Origin of the sequence: Streptomyces qinglanensis, assembly GCF_900111245.1 — a bacterium.
GTDB classification, from domain to species: Bacteria; Actinomycetota; Actinomycetes; order Streptomycetales; family Streptomycetaceae; genus Streptomyces; species Streptomyces qinglanensis.
The window spans coordinates 1-18,979 of the sequence record NZ_FOGO01000011.1; the positions used below are offsets into that span (position 1 = coordinate 1).

The following is an 18,979-nucleotide window of genomic DNA, read 5'->3' on the forward strand; positions in this document are numbered from 1 at the left end:
GGTCGCCTTCGAGCACGCGGCGGACACCGAGAAGTACCCCGAGGAGGCGTTCGGCCCGGCGTGGCAGCCGCAGAAGCTCTACTACAACCAGGGCTTCAACCGGCAGCGCACCGAGGCGATGCACCAGGCGATGCTGGACCGCGGCCTGGAGTCGCCCTACACCCAGTGGCTGGAGCGCTGGGAGAAGATGGGGATCAAGGAGCGCGAGATCACCACCTTCGTACCCTGCGGCGACTTCTTCGAGATCCGCGACAAGGCGCTGATCGCGCACGCCACCCAGATCGATCCGGACGGCGGCTGGTTCCGCGTCCCGATGGACATCCAGCGGGAGGTCTGGCCGACCGAGGAGTACGAGCTGGCGAAGTCCCGCGTGGAGACCTCGCTCCCCGAGCACGACCTCTTCGCGGGCATCCGCGAGAATTGACGGTATGAGCCCGACGCAGACAACGCTCGTCCAGGTCCTTCCGCTCGCGAAGGACCTGGACGAGAACAAGGTGACCCCCGGCGTGCTCGGCTTCGTCGTCTTCGCCCTCATCGGCGCGGCCGTGTGGATGCTGATGAAGTCGATGAACAAGCACATGCGGCGCGTGGACTTCGAGGAGCCCGCCGGCACCGCGCCCGCGGCAGCGGCCGCCCCCGGCGGGACCGCCGACGGGACCGCCACCGCCGCCGACGCGCGCAAGGCCGAGGCCGCCGCCCCGGCACCATCCGAGCGAAAGGGCTGAGCGGCCCGCCGGCCGCCCGGCCCCTCGCCTCGACCTCCCTCTGGAGAACGACATGCTGTTCGGCAGGTTCAAGAACCGCGTCCCCACCCCCGAGGAGGCTCTGCAGGGCCGCCCCGAGCCGGAGTACGCGGTACCCGAGCGCCACACCGTGCTCGGCACGGCGCTCCAGGGCCCGTACCCGGAGGACCTGGAGATCGCCGACTTCGGCATGGGCTGCTTCTGGGGCGCCGAGCGCGTCTTCTGGACGACGGACGGCGTCTGGACGACCCTCGTCGGCTACCAGGGCGGGTCCACCCCGAACCCCAGCTACGAAGAGGTCTGCTCGGGCCTGACCGGGCACACCGAGGCAGTGCGCGTCGTGTACGACCCGGCGAAGGTGTCCTACGAGACCCTGCTCAAGCGCTTCTGGGAGTCCCACGACCCGACCCAGGGCTTCCGCCAGGGCAACGACACCGGCACCCAGTACCGCTCGGCGGTCTACACCCACTCCCCCGCACAGGCCGCCGCGGCCGAAGCCTCCCGGAACGCCTACCAGCAGGTCCTCACCGGCTCCGGACACGGCACGATCACCACCGAGATCCTCCCCGCCGAGGGCCGCCCCTTCTACCCCGCCGAGGGCTACCACCAGCAGTACCTCGACAAGAACCCGGGCGGCTACTGCGGCATCGGCGGCACGGGCGTCAGCTGCCCGATCGGCCTGGCCCCGACGGGCGAGTGAGGCGCCGAGAGCGGGCCCGCCGCCGGGTGGGGGCGCCGTCCGCAAGGACGGGGCGACCGAGCGTCGCCGCATCGGAGCGCTGACCGGCGAGGCGGACTAGGCTCGCCGGTATGACTGACTTCCTTCAGGTGGCGACGGCGACGGAGACCCGGGAGCAGGCCACCACCCTCGCGGGATCGGTGGTGACGGCCCGGCTCGCGGCAGGTGCGCAGATCGTCGGTCCGGTGGTCTCCGTCTTCTGGCACCTGGGCGAGTTCGGCACGGGTGAAGAGTGGCAACTGCTGTTCAAGACCCGTGCCGACCGGTACGCAGAGCTTGAGGCGCACCTCGTGGAGCACCACCCGTGGAAGAACCCGGAGGTGTCCGCAGTACCGATCGTGGCGGGTTCGGACGCCTACCTGCGATGGGTGGAGCGGACCGCTGATCCGGACCCTGGGGACTGACCTGTCACGCCCTGGCCTTCTCCAGCACCTCGGCCACGGCCGGAAGCCCGTGGTGATCGCTGAGCTGCCGGAGGATCGGGGCGAGGCGCTGCCGTGGGCGGACGGACGCCACTCCGGCTGACAGCTCCAGTACCCGACTGGTGATGGCCGTGGCCTGCTCGATCTCTCCGGCAGCGAGGTAGGAGTCGGCGAGCCATGACAGGTAGAGGCTCTTGTCCCGTGCGTGGGCGTCGTCGTATCCGGTGAGCACGTCTTCGAGGACGGGGACGGCGCGCAGCGGCCGACGCAGCTCGGTCCAACAGCGGCCGGTCATGATCTGGAGTTCTTTGCGGTCGACCCATGAGGACCAGTCGGGTTGCGGACTTCCGTCGCTTTCGGCGAGAGCACCTTCCGCGTTGTTCAGAGCGCGTTCGGTATCCCTGGCGTTCCCGGCGACAGCACAGGCCCATGCCAGCCGTTCATACAGCAACGCGCGCACCCCGGGCGGTGCGTCTGGGCCGGCTGTGCGGCACGCCTGGACAGCGGTCTCTATCCCTGCGGACCGGTCCGTGTCGATCTTCTGGTAGGCGAGGAATGCCAGCGCGTTCCCGGCCAGCGCTGCGTCCTTCGCCTCGACAGCGGCTTGGTGGCTGTCCTCGTAGAGGCTGCGCGCGTCGGCGTGATGGCCCGCGTCGAATGCGGCCCATCCTGCTTGTTGCGCCTGCTCGGAGAGCACTGACAGAAGCGCGCACCCGGTCTCCTCCGTATAGCTGCCCTCTCGCAGCATCGTCTTGGTTGCTTGGTACTCGCCGAGGTAGACGCGGTAGGTGTCTCCACCGCCGAGGACGTCATCGAGGCGCCGCAGTCGTGCCGTGCGGTGGCGCAACTGGTCCGGCACGTCTCCGCCGATGTGTCGGCCTGCCTTGATCCGGGTCAGCTCAGGCAGGCCGAGAACCAGACCTGCCCCGGCTGAGGCTTTGAACAATTCCCTGCGCAGCACTGTCTCATTTCCCTCTCGGGTCGCTGGTGTGGTGTGTGCTGAGGCGGTAGGGGCATGACCGGGCGCGGTGCCTGGTTCCCAGGCCCGGGGTGCGAGGCCGAGCAGGCGTCCGGGGATGTGTAAGGCGTCGGCGATAGTCACGATCTTGTCGAATGACGTGATGCGGCCCTGGCCACGGGCGAGTGTGCCGACGCGTTCGGGTTTGATGTCGCACTCTGCGGCAATCTTGGAGTAGCTGATCTTGGCCAGTTGCCGGGCAAGGAAGAAGACCGCGCCGAAGTCGTGAGCCACGATCGCGGCGCGCATCTCGGGGTGGCTGAGAAGCTCTCGCGGTAGTGCGGTCGGCGGTTTGTAACCAGTCATCATGTGCCCCATAGCGCCTGCTGATGACAGTGTGTCGCGAAGCCTGACTTTCAGCCTACCCATCATGGGGACAGCCACGGACGGGAAGCCATCGCCGTTCTCCCCCAGCACAGTTGGCGACGCAAGAGACCCCCGCGACCGATGCGAACGGTCCGGGGGCGTGGTCAACGCTGTGCAGGAGCGTCAACGTGGCAAACTCTATCCCTCAGTTCGTGCGATGGCTGTTGCAACGCTTGCTCCCCGGTGCGGGTCGTCATCGCATCGTCGAGGCAGCATCCCCCGCGATCCCTGGCGACACCCTGACCCTGATGCTTCCGCGCGTGCATCGGGTCTTCGATCGGTCTTCGCTGCGTGGCGAAGATGTCCGCCTGGTCCGGCCCTATGTCGTGGCACACGAGAAGCGGGAAGCACAGCAGCGGGATCGGCTTCGTCGTGGGGTGCTGGCGTACACGCGGTACGACATGGCGGTGATGAGGTGAGCGGCCACCGGCATGAGGACGTGCCGCGCCGGTTCAAGGTGGCCGGCGATGTGCGCTTGGTCGATGACCGGTTCCACATCTCGCTTCAGGTCTTTCGGGGTGACGTTCACGTCTCGACTGAGTCGGCTGTGCTGTCCGTGGATGATGCCGCCCTGCTGGAAGCGCAATTGACACGGCTCTTGTGCGAGAGGGCGGGCCTGGCACCACAGGGGCGGAAGGGCGCGCTGAGCCCTTGGAGGCCGTACTGATGGCGGAGGCCCAAGGAGAGCAGCAAAGCCGCCGCCACGGGCAGAAAGACCAGGCGACGAAGCGAGAAGAGTTGGAGGCGGCCGTGCGCAAGCTCAACAAGTGGTCGTCGGGTGGTGGCGGGCGCTGAGACAACTGTCGCTCTGAGCAGGCCCGGCTCCCGCGATCTTCGACTCCCGCCAGCGGTCGGGGGGGGGGCGGGCCAGGCGGAACACCCGCATACGCAGTGCCGGACCGTCCGTCGCCTGGACAGCATCCGGCGTGGTCCTGCCGGGGATCGATCACGAACCCCCAGTGCAGATGGCACCGGGGTCGTCGCTGCGCCCTCGTTCGGCACGGTCCACCCGATCACCGAACGGACCGGCCTGCTACCCGCCAACGTCTCGGGCGCCAACATGCATGACAGTCAGGCTCTGATCCCGCCGATGAAGGGCACACCACCGATCCGGTCCCGCCCGGACCGAGAGAAAATGATCCGCATAGGACGGTACGCACGGTGGCATCTTTACCCCAGGTGCGACAGGTGAGATTTCGGGCGACCAGGGGGGCACCATGGGGGCACTTTCTCGGACATGGAATTGGCATCAATTCAAGTTCAACACTCCTCAAAGATTGACCGAAGAGCGAGAGAGCCGCGACGAGGAAATAAAGATCAGGCGACGCATTTTGTTGACCCTGCCGATCCAAGACCCATCGGACCGGGAACGTTTGATCGATGCCGCACAGTCGGCTGCCATCGGCGTTTTCCTTCCAGCATGGATGCGGCAAAGACATGACAGATTTTCCATTATCGGGGCAGGTGCTGTTAGCGCAGGCAGCGCCACGCTACTACTCTGGCTACTCAACGGTCAGATAATTTCAAATCCCTTCATGGACTTGCAGCCGACCAAGAGCTCCGGATTACCAATCCTCGAACAAGCCGAAATCGCCTTGACCCTAATGGCGACCGGCACTCTATGGGCCAGCCGAAGAGCAGCTCTATCCATATTACGAGACAGGCTTCACGGTAACCCTGAATCAGAGAAGAGTAGATTTGATTTTCTACTCATTTCCTGGGTGTCCGTGATAGGCTTCACCCTCATCGGCTTACCCTGGGTGGCATTTTCCGGATCCAACAACTACCGAGAGTGGCCGACCGGTTGGCAAGTTCTCTCAGGGGGCAGCTTTCTCATAGGGGTAGCACTGCGCCGCTGGACAAACGCCTTTCGGCAACTTCTTGATCGATACGCGCGCGCAGAGTATGAAAAGACCACCGATCAGGTTGTCTGGCGGCTTCATTATCTTTCCTGGATTCTGCACGCCAGGAGGCCGCACCACCTTAAACCGCACATCTTGCGGCAGATTCGAACCCTAATGGACGAGTCAGCTCGCACCATCGAGATGAATCCCGTGCCTATTCGGACTGCCCATTGGCGAGAGAGAACACTGCGAAGGCAGATTCGATGTGATCACGCTCGGATCGCTGCTGCGCTGCGCGGACTCAGTGGAGAGATCGCAAAAGCCCACTCTATCGAACAGTACGACCGCGTATGTGCATCCGTTCTGGCTGGCGCAATTTCGGCCGCACATGGAAAGTGGGATGAATTACTTGCGAATACACCCGAAGTCACGCCTACATCTCGTTTCGCGCGCAGTCTCCGCAGGGCAGCACCCAGTTGCACTTTGATAGCAGCAGCCCTCACGATTCCTGTGTTACCCGGAGTCGGACCAGCCTCCGATGGAATTCGCGTCCTATTGCTTGCCACTGCAGTTTTCGCAGCTCTGCCAGCCACCGATGCCACGCGTGACATTCTCAAAGGGGCACTGGACAAGGCTCTTATAAAGGGTTCGGATGTTGAAGCAGCGAAAAACAACTGACGGAGAAATCTTGGGAATCGCAGATCGCACCGGTTGCCCTGTCGCCTTCACTCGTGAGCCCGATCAGGCAGCCGACCAGTCCCGCCAGGCTTCCGATCTCGCACCGCTCCAGCGGTTCATCGCGCAGTGGGCGGTCCATGTCCACATCCAACGGCAGCCGCATCTCGCCGAGGAGCTGCGCCGCTGGGAGGACACCGCGGCGACCGGCGACGCGCAACAGGCCCGCGGCGCCGCGTCCGCCATCGGCAGGTTCCTCGACGAGGCCCACGCCGCGCTCGGCCTACCACCGCGGTGAGCACGGACTGGCGCTGGGAGTACGACCCCGACCACGCGCACGCGGCGGGCGGCATTCCGGCTCACGTGGTGACCGGAGAGGAGCGTCTCCCCAGGTGAACTGGGCGAACCGATGCCGCCGAGTGGAGGTCCGCCGCCGTTCCCAGATGTGTAGCGGATCCGGCGGTCACCGGGTAGCAGGCCGGCGACCGCGCTATCGGCGGGCGTAGAGAGCCAGGAACGGGGTCACGTACAGCGCGGCTTCGGTGGGGGTGGCCTTGCCGGTGGTGATGAGGACGACGCCTGCGATCAGTGCGGCGATGTGGAGGACGACCGGCGCACGGGGCGACTGGGATGACTGGGCGCCGAGCTCGGTTCCTGTCCCGTTCATACCTGACGATGCCCCTTCGGTCACAGATGGATACGAGGAGAGGCCGTCCTTCACTTCCCAGGCGACGCAAGGAACTCTCTTCGCATTCCGAAGGTGCGAGCAGCCTCCGGATTGGGAATCACTCTCACCCATGCGTATCCCGCAGGGCAAACCAGCGGACGTGCCGGGTCCGGATCTGCCGCCCACCTGCACCGACACCGTCGAAACACCCCGGGATCGGCAGCAACCTTTGAAATATCGTCCCGATACCTCCCGTTATCCTCCGCGCCCGCACGAGAGAATGTGACCAGCATCACACGTGAGCCTTCGTTTCGAAGGTGTCACCTCGGCACGCCCTCGGCCATCCGTGACGAACGGGGTCTTGACTCCGGGTTCGTCCGGGTCGCCTGCTTGACTGCCTTGGAATCCGAAGGGGTCGGCGAGCATGCCTGCCGGCCTCGCGGCGGACGACCGCGGGGGCGGTGCCCGGACTGTCCGCGGACGTGCCGCCGGCATCGAGGGCACGGGTCACCTGCTGTGTCCGGGGCGCTGCGGAGCGCATGCTGGGTGGATGGATTGGTTGGTGTCGCTCCTCGGGGCCGGTCTGGTGCTGGCCGCACTGCGGGATCTGTTCCACACGCTCTGGCATCCGACCCGCAGGGGCGGCGCCAGCCGACTCGTGATGACGGCGCTGTGGAGGCTGTCGCATCGGTTCCCCGCCCGCAGGGGCATGAACGAGTTGGTCGGGCCGCTGGCGATGGTGACGGTCGTCGGGATGTGGACCTGTCTCGTGGTCCTGGGGTGGGCGCTCGTCTATCTGCCGCACATGCCGGAGGGGTTCGCCTTCGCGGCCGGGCTGGCGCCGCACGAGCACGGGGATCTGCTCGACTCCCTCTATGTGTCACTGGTCAACCTGGCGACGCTGGGGATCGGGGACATCGCGCCGACCGCGGGCTGGCTGCGGCTCGTCGCACCGCTGGAGGCGCTGGTGGGGCTGGCACTGCTGACCACGACCGTCTCCTGGGTGCTGCAGATCTATCCCGCGCTCGCCCGCCGGAGGAGCCTGGCGCTGCGGCTGGCCATGCTGCGCCGCGTCCAGCCGCCCGCCCAGTATCTGCACTCCGCCACGGGAGCGGCACTGTTGGAGGGCATCGCGGCGGAAGTGGTGCGGATCCGCGTGGACTTCACCCAGTACCCGGACGCCTACTACTTCCACGACGGTGAGGACGACCTCTCGCTGGCCGCCACGATCGACTATGCCGTCGACCTCGGCCGCCGCGGGCACTCCAGTGAGCAGAGCGAGGTGCGGCTGGCCGCCACCGTCCTCGGCAACGCGCTGACGGACCTCGCTCTCGCCCTCGACCAGCGGTTCCTGCGGACGGGCGGCACTCCTGCGGAGGTCTTCACCGCGTACGCGCACGACCATGGGCGGCGTCCTCCCCTGCCGTGACGGGGTCGGAGGACTGCTCGTCCGGCAGCCGGTCGCCGGAAGGCCGCGGGGGCGCCCCGAGGACGGTCGGCGGGGGAACGGCGATGCGCCAGCCCGGGTTGTAGGTGTGCGGGACCGGGTGAAGTCGCCAGCCGGCCCGCGCCGCCCAGGCGGGCAACGGGACGCCGCGCAGGACGAGGGCGTGGGGGCGGCCCCCCGTGGCAGGACGGCCCGCGGCAGGACGGTCCTCCGCAGCCTGGTGGTCCTCCGCAGCCTGGGGGTCCTCCGCAGCCGGGTGGCCCTGCGCGGCGGGGCGGCAGCCCGCGGTGTGGGCGACGGGGATGGTGGAGCTGTTCCCGGCCAGTACGCACGGTGGGCGCACCCCGTGCGCGCGCAGGACGCGTTCCATGCGCTGCCAGTCCTGGCGGGCCGCTGCCTGGATGCCGGAGTGGAGGTCCAACTGGTGGAGTTGGAAACCGAGGTGCAGCAGCGCCGCGGTGGCTCCGAGCGGGGCGAGCAGCCACAGCTTCCGCGCCGCGCGCGCCCGGCGGAGTGCTCCGCACACGCCCAGTGCGGCCACCGGTGCCAGCAGCGCGTAGGCCGGCAGCAGGAAGCGCGGCGCCGCGTAGTCCATGAAGAACAGGTACGGGACGGCCACGGCGGCCGCCGCCGCGGTGGGCAGGACCGCCAGTGCTGTACGGCCCTCCTTGCGCGCCGCGTTGACGCCGAGGGCGAGCAGCGGCGGGATGAGCAGCCACCATGCGGCGGACGCCCATCCGACGGTGACCCCCTCGCAGGGGCGGCAGAGCAGCGGCCCGTCCAGTGCCGCCGCGTGCCGGAACACGGTGTCCAGGGACAGGTGGAGGTGCATCCCGCCCTGGATGTCACCGGCCGCCCGCACCCGCTCCAGTACGCCGCCGAAGCGCAGCCGGGCCTCCACGGCCCAGGGGAGCAGCCCGAGCAGCACCCCGGCCGACGCGGCGACCGCGACGCCCGGCGCCGGGGCCGATGCCGATGTCGACGCCGGGGCTCCGGAGCGTGGCGGCCGGCCCCGTTCCGATCCGCCTGGCCCACGCCCCGGCCCCCGCCGACCCGGGCTCAGCCGGGTCCACAGTGCGGCCCCGAGCAGCACCGCGACCGGCCAGACGGTGTCGTTGGGCCGTATCAGGGTGGCGGCAGCCAGCGCCGCCGGCACGGCGGCCCAGGTGCGCACCCGGTCCCGGACCGGTCCGGGACCGCGCCCGGACCCCGGCGCGGCTGCGGACGCGTACGACGCCCCTGGCCCGGACCCGGGCCCGGACGACGACGCCGCCTCGGGCGCGGGCACGCAGCAGCCGAAGGCCGCGGTCAGCCCCATGGCGACGTAGTGGTTGGGCATCGCGGCACCGGCGTAGAACAGCGCGAACCACACGCTGCTGTAGAGCGCGGCGGCGAGCGGCACCACGCCTCGGCGGGCGACCGCGCGCAGCCACGGCAGGAAGCCCAGGTAGAGGGCGAGTGCGGCGGCGACGGTCAGATAGCAGCGCAGCAGCGGCACGGAGTGGCCGACGGCGGCGACCGGGGCGATCAGCAGCGGCACGCCGCGAGTGCGGGGGGCGCTGAACGGCGTCTCGGGGCCGTAGGGGACGAAGCGGCTGGCGTAGACGAGTTCGTCCCAGCCGAGCGGCAGGCCGGGGTGGACGACCGCCAGCGAGAGCGCCCCGAAGGCTCCGCAGACCCCGGCCAGCCACCAGCGGTCCCGGCGGCCGGCCCGTTCGGCATTCCGCGCAGATGTGGGCATGGACGGCATCCTGCCGCCGTGGCCGTGCCGTTCGGCGCAGGCGCCGCCGCGCGCCGGGCCGCGGGCGGGCGGCCGGACCGCGCGGCGTACCCTCGCTCGCGTGGTGGACGTGGACTGGGTGGAGCGGGTCGGCGGGCTGCGGCAGTGGGCCTCCGGGCCGGAACGGGCGCCGCACAAGCCGCTGTTGCTGCTGTACGCGCTGGGCCGGTTCCAGGCCGCGCCGGAGAGCGGGCTGCGGTACACGGACGTCGAGGAGGACCTGGCCGGGCTGCTGCGCGAGTACGGTCCGCCCCGCCGGACATCGCCGGGCTATCCCTTCCACCACCTGGTGAGCGACGGCGTGTGGGAGGTGCGCACGGACTCCGGTGCGGACAGCCCGGGTCCCGGCGTCGGGCGGCTGCGGGAGAGCGGCGCGGTGGGCCGGCTGGTGCCGGAGCTGCGCACGGCGCTGGACACCGATCCCGCCTTGCTGTCCGTTCTCGCCCGCACGCTTCTCGACCTGCACTTCCCGCCGTCCCTCCAAGAGGACATCGCCGCCGACGCGGGGCTGGATCTGGAGGCGGCGGACCTGGCGCGGATGACCGGGGTGTCCGGCGGGGCGGCCGAGCGGGCGCGGGTTGCGGTCCGCCGTTTCGTCCGGGACCCCGGTGCCGCGCGGCGGCTCCGCGCCCGGGTGCTGGCCGCGTACGGCAACCGCTGCGCCTTCTGCGGTTTCGACGGCGCGCTGGGACGCCGCCCGGTGGGGCTGGAGGCCGCGCATGTGCACTGGTGGGCGTACGACGGGCCCGACGAGCTGTCGAACGCGCTGTGCCTGTGCTCCCTGCATCACAAACTGTTCGACAAGGGCGTGCTGGGCCTGGACCCGGGGCTGCGGATCACCGTCTCCGCCCGCTTCTCCGGCGCGGGCGCCGCGGCCCGTGCCCAGGTCCGGGAACTGGCCGGCCGCCCGGTGGCGGCGCCGGAAGAGGCCGGGGCGGAGCCGGTCGCCGCGCCCTACGCGCGGTGGCACACCACACAGGTCTTCCGGGCCTAGTCCGGGGGGCAACGGGCCGGTTCGAGGTCAGCGGGCCGGTTCGGGAGGGTCGGCCGCCGCGCCCCACTCCCACATGGCCTGCAGTACGGGCCCCAGGGCGCGGCCTTGCGCGGTGAGCCGGTAGCGGACCGTGGTGGGCCAGCCCGGGGAGCGGTCCCGGAGCACGACGCCGGCGTCGGCGAGTTGGCGGAGCCGCTCGGTGAGGGTCTTGTCGGAGAGGCCGGGCAGGGCGGCGGCGAGTTGGCTGTAGGTGTGCGGGCGGCGCAGGAGTTCCCGTACGACCAGGGTCGTCCAGCGGCCGCGCAGCGCGTGCAGGGTGATCTCGACGGGGCAGGACGGCGCGGGCGCGTCCGCCTCGGCCCGCGGGTCGTCGGGCAGCCCGGGACGCGGGGCGTCCGGCACATCGGCCCGCTGGGCGTCCGGCAGTCGGGCCCGCGGGTCGTCCGGCAGGCCGGGACGGGCGGGGCGGGGGCCGCAACTGACCGTTCGGTGAGTCACGTCGGCGGGTCCTAACGTCGGCGGTGTCCGTGTGCGCCGAGCGTACGGCGCCGTCCCGGCCGAGGAGGAGCAGCACTGTGCACAGCGAGAGCAGTCCGACCGACAACTGGTCCCCGCCGGTGGCCCGCGCGGCCGCCGACGTTCCGGCGGTGTTCGCGGAGCGGTTCAACTCGGGGCGGCCGGAGGCGGTGGCCGGGATGTACGAGGAGGGCGCCGTGTTCGTCGCGCCGGACGGCAGGGTGGCCGACTCGCCGGAGGGCATCGCGCGCGCGAACGCGGAGTTCCTGGGGCTCGGCCTGCCGATCACCGTGCGGCCCCGGCACGTCTGTCCGGCGGGGGACACGGCGCTGCTGATCGTGGACTGGGAGATCGAGGGCACCGGCCCGGACGGGCGTCCGCTGCACCTTCAGGGGACGGCGACCGATGTGGCCCGGCGGGGCGCCGACGGGGTGTGGCGCTATGTGATCGACCGCCCGGTGGGGTAGCGGGTCGACCGCCCCGTGGGGTGGCCGGGGGCCGCCGGCGTCACGACTCCTGGGCCATCGCCCGGTGGAAGGCGGCCGCCATGGAGGCGGGGTCGTAGTCGTCGCCGACGCCCTGCGCGATGATCACGTCTCCGTCGATGTGCGCCGTGCGCAGCGGGAGCAGTTCCTGGTACTCCGGGGAGTCGTACCAGGCGCGGACCGTCTCCCGGTCGGGGAACTCGATGACGGCGACCCCGCCGGCCCAGGAGCCCTCCACCACCTCGGGGGCGCCGCCGTGGACGAGGAAGCGCCCCTGGTAGGGGTCGAGGCTTGCCTGGATGCGCTCGACGTAGGTGACGAGGTCGGTGTGGATCTCGCGGTTGCGCAGCCGGGCTATCGCGTACGCGGTCATGGGGGACCTCCGGAGGCCGAGTGGCGATTCTGGTGCGGAACGCTGTGCAGTACGACCAGTTTCGCCGCGTGGCGGCCCGGGGGCGATGACCCGGCAGGTAAGGGCGGGCCCGCACACGGCTGCGGGCCCCGCATGTCGCGGGGCCCGCAGCCGTGTGGAGGAGGTGTCAGCGGATCAGACCGCGGATCCGGCCTTCCACTCCGACCAGCTCATGTTCCAGCCGTTGAGGCCGTTGTCGGGCTGGATCGTCTTGTCCGGGGAGCCCTCGACCACGACGACGTCGCCGATCATCGAGTTCTCGTAGAACCAGCCGGCGTCGGTGGAGGTGCTGCCCGCGCCGCGGGTGTCCTTGAGGCCGACGCAACCGTGGCTGGTGTTGCCGGAGCCGAAGGGCGCGCCCCAGTAGTTGCCGTGGATGAAGGTGCCCGAGGTGGACAGCCGCATGGCGTGCGGCACGTCCGGGATGTCGTAGCCCTCGGAGCCCTTGCGGCCGAACCCGACGGTGTTGCCGTCCATCCGGGTCTCCTTGTGCTTCTCGGAGATCACCATCTGTCCGTTGTACGTGGGGTTCTTCGCGCTGCCGGCCGAGATCGGGATGGTCTTGACGACCTTGCCGTCGCGCTCGACCTTCATCTTGTAGGACTTCACATCGACCGTGCTGACCTGCTTGCGCCCGATGTTGAAGGTGACCTTCTTGTCCTGGACGCCGACGTTGCCGTTGCCCGCCTTCACACCGTCGAGGCCGAGGTCGAGGGTGACCTTGGTGTTGGGCTTCCAGTAGTCCTCGGGACGGAAGTCGAGGCGGTCGTTGCCGAACCAGTGGCCGACGACCTCCTGGCCGCTGCTGGAGCTGACCTTGATCGCGGACTGGACGGCCTTCTTGTTCTGGATCTGCTTGTCGAAGGTGATGGAGACCGGCATGCCGACCCCGACCGTGGACCCGTCCTGACCGGCGTAGGTGCCGATGAAGCTGTGCTCGGGTGCGACGGTGGTGAAGGTCCGGTTCTCGACGGCCTTGCGGCCCTCGCCGTCCTTGGCCGTGGCGCTGATCTCGTACTTGGTGGCCCGCTCGAGTTGCTTGCCGGGCTTCCAGCTCTTGCCGTCGGAGCCGAGGCTGCCCTCTATGGTGGCGCCGCTCTGGACCGCCTTCAGGCTCACCTTGGTGAGCTTGCCGCCGGTGACGGTGACGTTGCCGCCGGTGTTGATGCTGGCGTTGTCGGCGCCGTCCTTGGCGGAGATCTTTATTCGGGCGGACGAGCTGTCCTTCTCGGCGGATATGTCGTTCTTGGTGGCCGACTTCTCGGTGTCGTCACCGTCGTCACCACCGCCGCAGGCGCTCAGCGTGAGCACCCCACCGAGCAGCGCGGCCGTGACCGCGAGACCCCTGCGGTGCTTCCCACCCGTCATCACTGGCTTCTCCATCTGCCTTCGGAACCCCATGTCTCCCCGGTAAAAAGCTGCGCAGCCCCCACAGCGTCCGAAATCGGACATGTGCGCTCCAGCTCTTTGCACAAGAACGCACCGGGGACTATGACCGGTTCCACTTTCTGTCAAACTGTGGTCCAGGACACCTGTCCGCCTGGTATGTGACCTCTCCTGGTTCCCAGGAAAAGCGGAAGTATGACTTCCCCCTTGCCTCCGCTTCTCAGTAACATCGGCCCGCGTACGGCCAGTTCACCACTGACCCCCAAGCCGTACGCCGTACCCACGCACCCAGGAGGGCGTTCGTGTCCGAGGCCGGACCCTCGAAGCTGTCAGTCCACCGCCGCCCTCTGGCCACTGCCGCGGCGGCCGGCGGAGTCCTGCTCGCTCTCGGGTTCGTACCCACCGCCAACGCTACCCCCGAAAAACCTGAACATCCCACCCATCACAGCAACTCTGTGACGCGGTTGGAACATGCCGGGGGCGCGGCGGCGGAGTGACCAACCGGTCACCCCGGGCGACGCCGCTTCAGCTCCCCCGCTTCACTTCCGCCGCCGCACCGCCGCCGCACCGCCGCCGCACCGCCGCCGCACCGGCCCCGGACGCCGGCTCCCCGCCACGCGCGCCTGGCGCGGTCCGTACGGGCCGGGCCGGCCGGCTAGGCGAGCGGCCCGGTGACCGGCCGGATCGCGTCCAGGAGCGCGCCGGAGCGGACGAAGCCCTCGGCGGCTGCCAGGTCGGGCGCGAGGTAGCGGTCCCCGCCCGGCCCTCCGGCCCCGGCCTCGCGCAGCCCCGCGATCACGGCCCGCGCCGCCTCCCCGGGCACCAGTCCGGCCGTCCCGGAGCGCAGCTCGACGGCCCGGGCCGCCGCGTACACCTCGACGCCGATCACCCGGGCGAGTCCGTCCACTGCCGTGCGCAGCTTCCGGGCCGCCGACCAGCCCATCGACACATGGTCCTCCTGCATCGCCGAGGACGGGATGGAGTCGACGGAAGCCGGCACCGCCAGCCGCTTCAGCTCGCTGACCAGCGCGGCCTGCGTGTACTGGGCGATCATCAGCCCGGAGTCCACCCCCGCGTCATGGGCCAGGAACGGCGGCAGGCCGTGGGAGCGGTTCTTGTCCAGCAGCCGGTCGGTGCGGCGCTCGGCGATCGAGGCGAGGTCCGCGACGGCGACGGCGAGGAAGTCGAGGACGTAGGCGACCGGGGCTCCGTGGAAGTTCCCGTTGGACTCGACCCGCCCGTCGGGCAGCACCACGGGGTTGTCCACGGAGGAGGCCAGCTCCCGCTCGGCGACGGCGCGGGCGTGCGCGAGCGTGTCCCGGCCCGCTCCGGCGACCTGCGGGGCACAGCGCACCGAGTAGGCGTCCTGCACCCGCGGCGCGTCGTCCTGGTGGTGACCGGTGAGTCCCGACCCCTCCAGCACCTTGAGCATGTTGGCCGCGCTGGCGGCCTGCCCCGGGTGCGGCCGGACGGCGTGCAGTTCGGGGGCGAGCACCCGGTCGGTCCCCAGCAGCGCCTCCAGCGACAGGGCCGCCGCGACATCGGCCGAGCTGAACAGCCGGGCGAGGTCGGCGCACGCCATCAGCAGCATGCCGAGCATCCCGTCGGTGCCGTTGAGGAGCGCCAGCCCCTCCTTCTCGCGCAGTTCCACGGGGGTGAGGCCGTGCTCGGCGAGCAGCTCGGCGGCGGGGCGCAGCACGCCGTCCGGGCCCTCCGCCTCGCCCTCGCCCATCAGCGTGAGGGCGCAGTGGGAGAGCGGGGCGAGGTCGCCGGAGCAGCCGAGCGAGCCGTACTCGTGGACCAGCGGTGTGATGCCCGCGTTGAGCAGGTCGGCCATGGCCTGGGCCACCTCGGGGCGTACCCCGGTGCGGCCGGAGGCGAGGGTCTTCAGCCGCAGGAACATCAGCGCGCGCACCACCTCGCGCTCCACCCGCGGGCCCATTCCCGCGGCGTGCGAGCGGACGATGTTGCGCTGGAGCTGAGCGCGCAGGTCCGGGCCGATGTGGCGGACGGCGAGGGCGCCGAAGCCGGTGGAGACACCGTAGACCGGGTCGGGCTTGGCGGCGAGGTCGTCGATGAAGCGGCGGGCGGTGCGCAGCGCTTCGCGGGCCTCTTCATCCAGTTCGACGCGGGCCCCGTCCCGGGCCACGGCGACGACCTCCTCGGGGCTGGTGCCCGAGCTCCCGACGACCACAGTGTGCATATTCATATTCACGAACCCTAGTGAGTGAATTGCCATCTGTCACGAGGCGCCGACCCGCCCCCTAGGAAATCTAGTTTTCTTCCTAGGGCTCCTAGTTTTAGGCTGCGGACCGTACGCGGCCGACGCCGGAGAGGATGGGTGAGCGCATGGTGCGCGCGGGTCTGACCGTGGACCGGATCGTCCAGGCAGCAGCCGAGCTGGCGGACGAGGTGGGCCTGGACAACGTCACACTGTCCGCGCTGGCCCGCGGATTCGGCGTCAAGGACGCCAGCCTCTACTCCCACGTCCGCAACCTCGCCGACCTGCGCACCCGGCTGTGCGTCCTGGCAGCCCGCGAGATGACCGACCGGATCGGCGCAGCGGTCGCCGGGCGCGCGGGCAAGGACGCGCTGATCGCGTTCGCCGACGCCTTCCGCGGCTACGCCCTCGAACACCCCGGCCGCTACGCCGCCGGACAGCTCCAGGTCGACCCCGCCGTCGCCGCCGAGTCCGTCGGCCACCGCCGCAGCATCGAGCTGACCTACGGCATGCTCCGCGCCTACGGCCTCCGGGAACCCGATCTGACCGACGCCGGACGGCTGCTGCGCAGCACCTTCCACGGCTACGCGGACCTGGAGACCCGCACCGGGTTCAGCCACCCGCGGCACCTCGACGCCTCCTGGCGCCGCTCCCTGGAAGCACTGCACTTCCTGCTGGAGAACTGGCCGCGGACCGCGCAGCCGGAGCCGCGGAGCACCGGCGCTCCGCCCTCGGCCCCGGACCCCGGACCGGCACCGGCCGTCGGGCGCAACGCCGGAGGCGCCGGGCACGGCATCGAACACATCGAACACACCCGAGAAGAGGAGAAGACCGGTGAATGACCGATCCGCCGACGCCACCGGACCCCGTTCCGGCTCCCTGCCCGTCCCGGGCGCCACCCTCGGCTACGAGGTGCGCGGCACGGGGCCGCTGCTGCTGCTCATACCGGGCGGCGCCGGGAACGCGGACGTCTTCCACGGCGTGGCGCCCGTGCTCGCCGCCCACTTCACCGTGGCGAGCTACGCCCCGCGCGGCATCAGCGGCAGCCCGCTGGACGCCCCCGGCCAGGAGCAGCGGGTGGCGGTGCACGCGGCCGACGCCGGACGGCTGCTCGACCTGCTCTCCCCCGACGAGCCCTGCTACGTGTTCGGCACCAGCTCCGGGGGCGTCACCGCCGTGGAACTGCTGACGCTGCACCCGCACCGGGTGCGGCTCGCCGTCGCGCACGAGCCGCCGCTGGCCCGGGTGTCGGCCGACCCCGGACCGGCCCTGGACGCGTTCGCGCAGATCAGCGACGTCGCCGCACGCGAGGGCGCCGGAGCCGGCTACGCGCGGATGGGAGCGGCGATGGGCGAAGCCAAGCCGCTCGACCCGGGCGAGGACGAGGGCGCGCCGGAACCGATGCCGGAGGAGCTGCGGGCCGCCGTGGAGGCGAGCAGCGCCCACTTCCTGCAGCACGTGCTGCAGCCCTTCACCCACCACACCCCGGACCTCGCCCGGCTCCGGGCCGCCCCGGACCGGCTGGTCGTCGGGGTCGGCCGGGCCTCCCGCGGGCAGCTCCCGCACACCCTCGCCACCGAGCTGGCCGAGGCGGTGGGGGCGCGGCGCCGGGAGTTCCCCGGCGGCCATCTCGGCAGCGTCGAGCACCCGGCGGCGTTCGCCCGCGCGCTGCACCGCGTCCTGCGGGAGGCGGACCCCGCGCCGGAGGCCGACGGCTGACACCGGCGCCGCGCGACCGGCGGCGGTGTCGCCGTCCGCCGGGAGGGCCCGTCCGCGGGGAGGAGGCGGGCGGGCGGTCGGCGGGCGGAGTCGGGCGGTCAGGCGTGGGCGGCCCGGGTGGCGGGGCTCAGCACAGACGAGCCCGGCGGCGGGGCTCAGCTCCGGCGGAAGCGGCGGCGCTCGGGGGCGGGCGGCAGCGGGTCGGGGGTGGCGGCCAGCCGGACCGTGGGGTCGTCGGGCCCGCCCTCCCGGCCCGCGACGACGGGCTCGCCGGAGCGCAGCGCCTTGGCGCGGTACTGGGCGGCGTCCGCCAGCCGGAAGAGGCGGTGTGCGGAGCGCACGGCGCCCACCGGGTCGCCGGTCGACGCGATCCCGCAGGCCACCCCCTCCCCCAGCTCCAGCGCGGCGGCGCTGCGGCACAGTTCGCCGACGGCGTGCACCACCTCGTCGGCGGCGGGGCCCACGGCCAGCATGCAGAACTCGTCGCCGCCCAACCGCCCGGCCAGTGCGCCGGACAGGGCGGCGGCACCTGCGGACAGCACGGCGGCGAACCGTTCCAGCAGCCGGTCGCCCGCCTCGTGGCCCTGGGCGTCGTTGACGCCCTTGAGCCCGTTGATGTCGCAGACGACGAGGCTGACGACGGTGCCCAGATCGCGGTGGAGCGCGATGGCCTCGTCCAGCCGGGTCTCGACGGCGCGCCGGTTGGCGAGTCCGGTGAGCGGGTCGGTGTAGGCGAGCCTGCGGACCTCCTCCAACTGCTCGTTCTGCGCGATGCCCGAGGCTATGAGGGCCGCGAGCACCGCGGCGAAGTCGGCGTCGGCGCGGGTGAAGGCGGGTGCTCCGGCGGGCCGAGCCACATACAGCTCTCCCCAGGCCCGGCCGCGCAGCACGATCGGGGCGATCACGCAGGAGCCGCGGCCCCTGCGGCGCCGCGCCGCCACCTGCCGGTAGCTGTGCGCGGCCCGGTCCCCGGCGCCGCCCGCCACCTCCGGGCCGTCGCCCACCACCCATGCCCGGGGTCGGCCGCCGCCCGCCCACCACTCGTGGAGCAACTCGGCGAGCTGCGGGAAATCGTGCACCGGGTAGGACTCGTCGGCGGGGAACTCGGCCTCCTCCGGCGTCCGCTCCCCCACGTTGGCCAGCACGCGCAGTCGGCCGCCGGCCGGCTCCCAGACGGACACGGCGGCGAACGCGCCGCCTGTCGCCGCGCGGGCGCCCTCGGCCGCCGCGTGGGCTATGTCCCGGTGGGAGCGCGCGGCGGCGGCCTCGGGGTCCTCCGCGGGGTCCGGATGCGGGCGGGCCGCGACGGGCGCCGAGGTCTGGGCCGCCGCCATGGCCTGGGACAGCACGACGACGGCATCGAGGCGCCCGTCCGCGTCCTCCGCTGTTCGACCCATACGCCAAGATTAGGAGGCTTCGTCCTGTTCCGCCGCACGGATCATTACACAGAGCTTCACTCTACGAAGAAGACCCCGCGCCCTGCCGGGAAACCGCGCCCTCCGGCGCCCGAAGACCGCCGCCCTTCCGCCGCCTACCGGGCCGCCG

19 protein-coding genes and 2 pseudogenes are annotated in these 18,979 nt (G+C 71.0%); 13 read left to right on the forward strand and 8 right to left on the reverse strand.

Going from position 1 to position 18,979, the window contains the following annotated elements:
• The 4 genes and pseudogenes from BMX65_RS21655 to cutA form a co-directional block, all read left to right on the forward strand.
• Positions 1–424 (forward strand): annotated as a pseudogene (locus BMX65_RS21655) (mycothiol conjugate amidase Mca); the annotation flags it as partial.
• 4 nt (positions 425–428) lie between these two features.
• Complete coding sequence (locus tag BMX65_RS21660; protein WP_075002033.1) at positions 429–725, forward strand: hypothetical protein; 297 nt, start codon at positions 429–431, stop codon at positions 723–725.
• A 52-nt stretch (positions 726–777) separates the two neighbouring features.
• On the forward strand, positions 778–1,443 hold the full coding sequence (gene msrA, locus BMX65_RS21665; protein WP_075002034.1) for a peptide-methionine (S)-S-oxide reductase MsrA: 666 nt from the start codon (positions 778–780) through the stop codon (positions 1,441–1,443).
• 110 nt (positions 1,444–1,553) lie between these two features.
• Positions 1,554–1,886, forward strand: a complete 333-nt coding sequence (gene cutA / locus BMX65_RS21670; protein WP_075002035.1) for a divalent-cation tolerance protein CutA — start codon at positions 1,554–1,556, stop codon at positions 1,884–1,886.
• Between the two features lie 4 nt (positions 1,887–1,890).
• Here cutA and BMX65_RS21675 read toward each other — a convergent pair whose 3' ends face one another.
• Positions 1,891–3,171, reverse strand: a complete 1,281-nt coding sequence (locus tag BMX65_RS21675) for an NsdA family TPR-like regulatory protein (RefSeq protein WP_239502100.1) — start codon at positions 3,169–3,171, stop codon at positions 1,891–1,893.
• Between the two features lie 245 nt (positions 3,172–3,416).
• Here BMX65_RS21675 and BMX65_RS21680 point away from each other — a divergent pair, with 245 nt between their 5' ends.
• The 4 genes and pseudogenes from BMX65_RS21680 to BMX65_RS21690 all read left to right on the forward strand — a co-directional run bounded on the left by BMX65_RS21680 (position 3,417) and on the right by BMX65_RS21690 (position 6,105).
• Entirely contained in the window at positions 3,417–3,707 is a 291-nt protein-coding gene (locus tag BMX65_RS21680; RefSeq protein ID WP_075002036.1) for a hypothetical protein, read from the forward strand.
• Positions 3,708–3,954: 247 nt separating this feature from the next.
• Positions 3,955–4,083, forward strand: coding sequence for a hypothetical protein (locus tag BMX65_RS33985; RefSeq protein ID WP_275435199.1), 129 nt, complete (start codon positions 3,955–3,957; stop codon positions 4,081–4,083).
• A 422-nt stretch (positions 4,084–4,505) separates the two neighbouring features.
• Entirely contained in the window at positions 4,506–5,810 is a 1,305-nt protein-coding gene (locus BMX65_RS32530) for a hypothetical protein (protein WP_143081874.1), read from the forward strand.
• Positions 5,807–6,105: pseudogene (locus BMX65_RS21690) on the forward strand (hypothetical protein). The gene BMX65_RS32530 and the pseudogene BMX65_RS21690 overlap by 4 nt, the downstream one beginning before the upstream one ends.
• A gap of 192 nt (positions 6,106–6,297) precedes the next feature.
• On the opposite strand, the gene BMX65_RS32990 reads toward BMX65_RS21690, so the two are convergent.
• Positions 6,298–6,474: a hypothetical protein gene (locus BMX65_RS32990; RefSeq protein WP_177214319.1), complete on the reverse strand. Its 177-nt coding sequence runs from the start codon at positions 6,472–6,474 to the stop codon at positions 6,298–6,300.
• A gap of 550 nt (positions 6,475–7,024) precedes the next feature.
• Between BMX65_RS32990 and BMX65_RS21695 the strand changes: the two genes are divergently transcribed.
• Positions 7,025–7,903 (forward strand): potassium channel family protein, encoded by an 879-nt coding sequence (locus BMX65_RS21695; RefSeq protein WP_075002038.1) that lies wholly within the window; start codon positions 7,025–7,027, stop codon positions 7,901–7,903.
• Here BMX65_RS21695 and BMX65_RS21700 read toward each other — a convergent pair.
• The gene (locus BMX65_RS21700) at positions 7,857–9,662 is read right to left on the reverse strand and encodes a hypothetical protein (protein ID WP_075002039.1); all 1,806 of its coding nucleotides are present in this window, start codon (positions 9,660–9,662) and stop codon (positions 7,857–7,859) included. The two genes, BMX65_RS21695 and BMX65_RS21700, sit on opposite strands and share 47 nt — an antisense overlap.
• 109 nt (positions 9,663–9,771) lie before the next feature.
• Between BMX65_RS21700 and BMX65_RS21705 the strand changes: the two genes are divergently transcribed.
• A complete protein-coding gene (locus BMX65_RS21705; RefSeq protein ID WP_075002208.1) occupies positions 9,772–10,695 on the forward strand; it encodes a phosphorothioated DNA-binding restriction endonuclease in 924 nt (307 codons plus the stop codon).
• A gap of 27 nt (positions 10,696–10,722) precedes the next feature.
• On the opposite strand, the gene BMX65_RS21710 is transcribed toward BMX65_RS21705, so the two are convergent.
• Complete coding sequence (locus BMX65_RS21710; RefSeq protein ID WP_239502098.1) at positions 10,723–11,193, reverse strand: winged helix-turn-helix transcriptional regulator; 471 nt, start codon at positions 11,191–11,193, stop codon at positions 10,723–10,725.
• A gap of 77 nt (positions 11,194–11,270) precedes the next feature.
• Here BMX65_RS21710 and BMX65_RS21715 point away from each other — a divergent pair, with 77 nt between their 5' ends.
• Entirely contained in the window at positions 11,271–11,678 is a 408-nt protein-coding gene (locus tag BMX65_RS21715) for a YybH family protein (protein WP_075002041.1), read from the forward strand.
• Positions 11,679–11,718: 40 nt separating this feature from the next.
• On the opposite strand, the gene BMX65_RS21720 is transcribed toward BMX65_RS21715, so the two are convergent.
• The 3 genes from BMX65_RS21720 to hutH all read right to left on the reverse strand — a co-directional run bounded on the left by BMX65_RS21720 (position 11,719) and on the right by hutH (position 15,697).
• The gene (locus tag BMX65_RS21720; protein ID WP_075002042.1) at positions 11,719–12,069 is read right to left on the reverse strand and encodes a DUF1330 domain-containing protein; all 351 of its coding nucleotides are present in this window, start codon (positions 12,067–12,069) and stop codon (positions 11,719–11,721) included.
• Positions 12,070–12,243: 174 nt separating this feature from the next.
• Positions 12,244–13,476, reverse strand: a complete 1,233-nt coding sequence (locus BMX65_RS21725; RefSeq protein WP_177214320.1) for a L,D-transpeptidase — start codon at positions 13,474–13,476, stop codon at positions 12,244–12,246.
• A gap of 673 nt (positions 13,477–14,149) precedes the next feature.
• Entirely contained in the window at positions 14,150–15,697 is a 1,548-nt protein-coding gene (hutH, locus tag BMX65_RS21735; protein WP_075002045.1) for a histidine ammonia-lyase, read from the reverse strand.
• Between the two features lie 134 nt (positions 15,698–15,831).
• Between hutH and BMX65_RS21740 the strand changes: the two genes are divergently transcribed.
• The gene (locus tag BMX65_RS21740; protein WP_338068945.1) at positions 15,832–16,557 is read left to right on the forward strand and encodes a TetR/AcrR family transcriptional regulator; all 726 of its coding nucleotides are present in this window, start codon (positions 15,832–15,834) and stop codon (positions 16,555–16,557) included.
• A complete protein-coding gene (locus BMX65_RS21745) occupies positions 16,550–17,434 on the forward strand; it encodes an alpha/beta fold hydrolase (RefSeq protein WP_075002047.1) in 885 nt (294 codons plus the stop codon). The genes BMX65_RS21740 and BMX65_RS21745 overlap by 8 nt, the downstream gene beginning before the upstream one ends.
• Positions 17,435–17,589: 155 nt before the next feature.
• Here BMX65_RS21745 and BMX65_RS21750 read toward each other — a convergent pair whose 3' ends face one another.
• Entirely contained in the window at positions 17,590–18,831 is a 1,242-nt protein-coding gene (locus BMX65_RS21750) for a GGDEF domain-containing protein (protein WP_075002048.1), read from the reverse strand.
• Between the last annotated feature and the right edge of the window lie 148 nt (positions 18,832–18,979).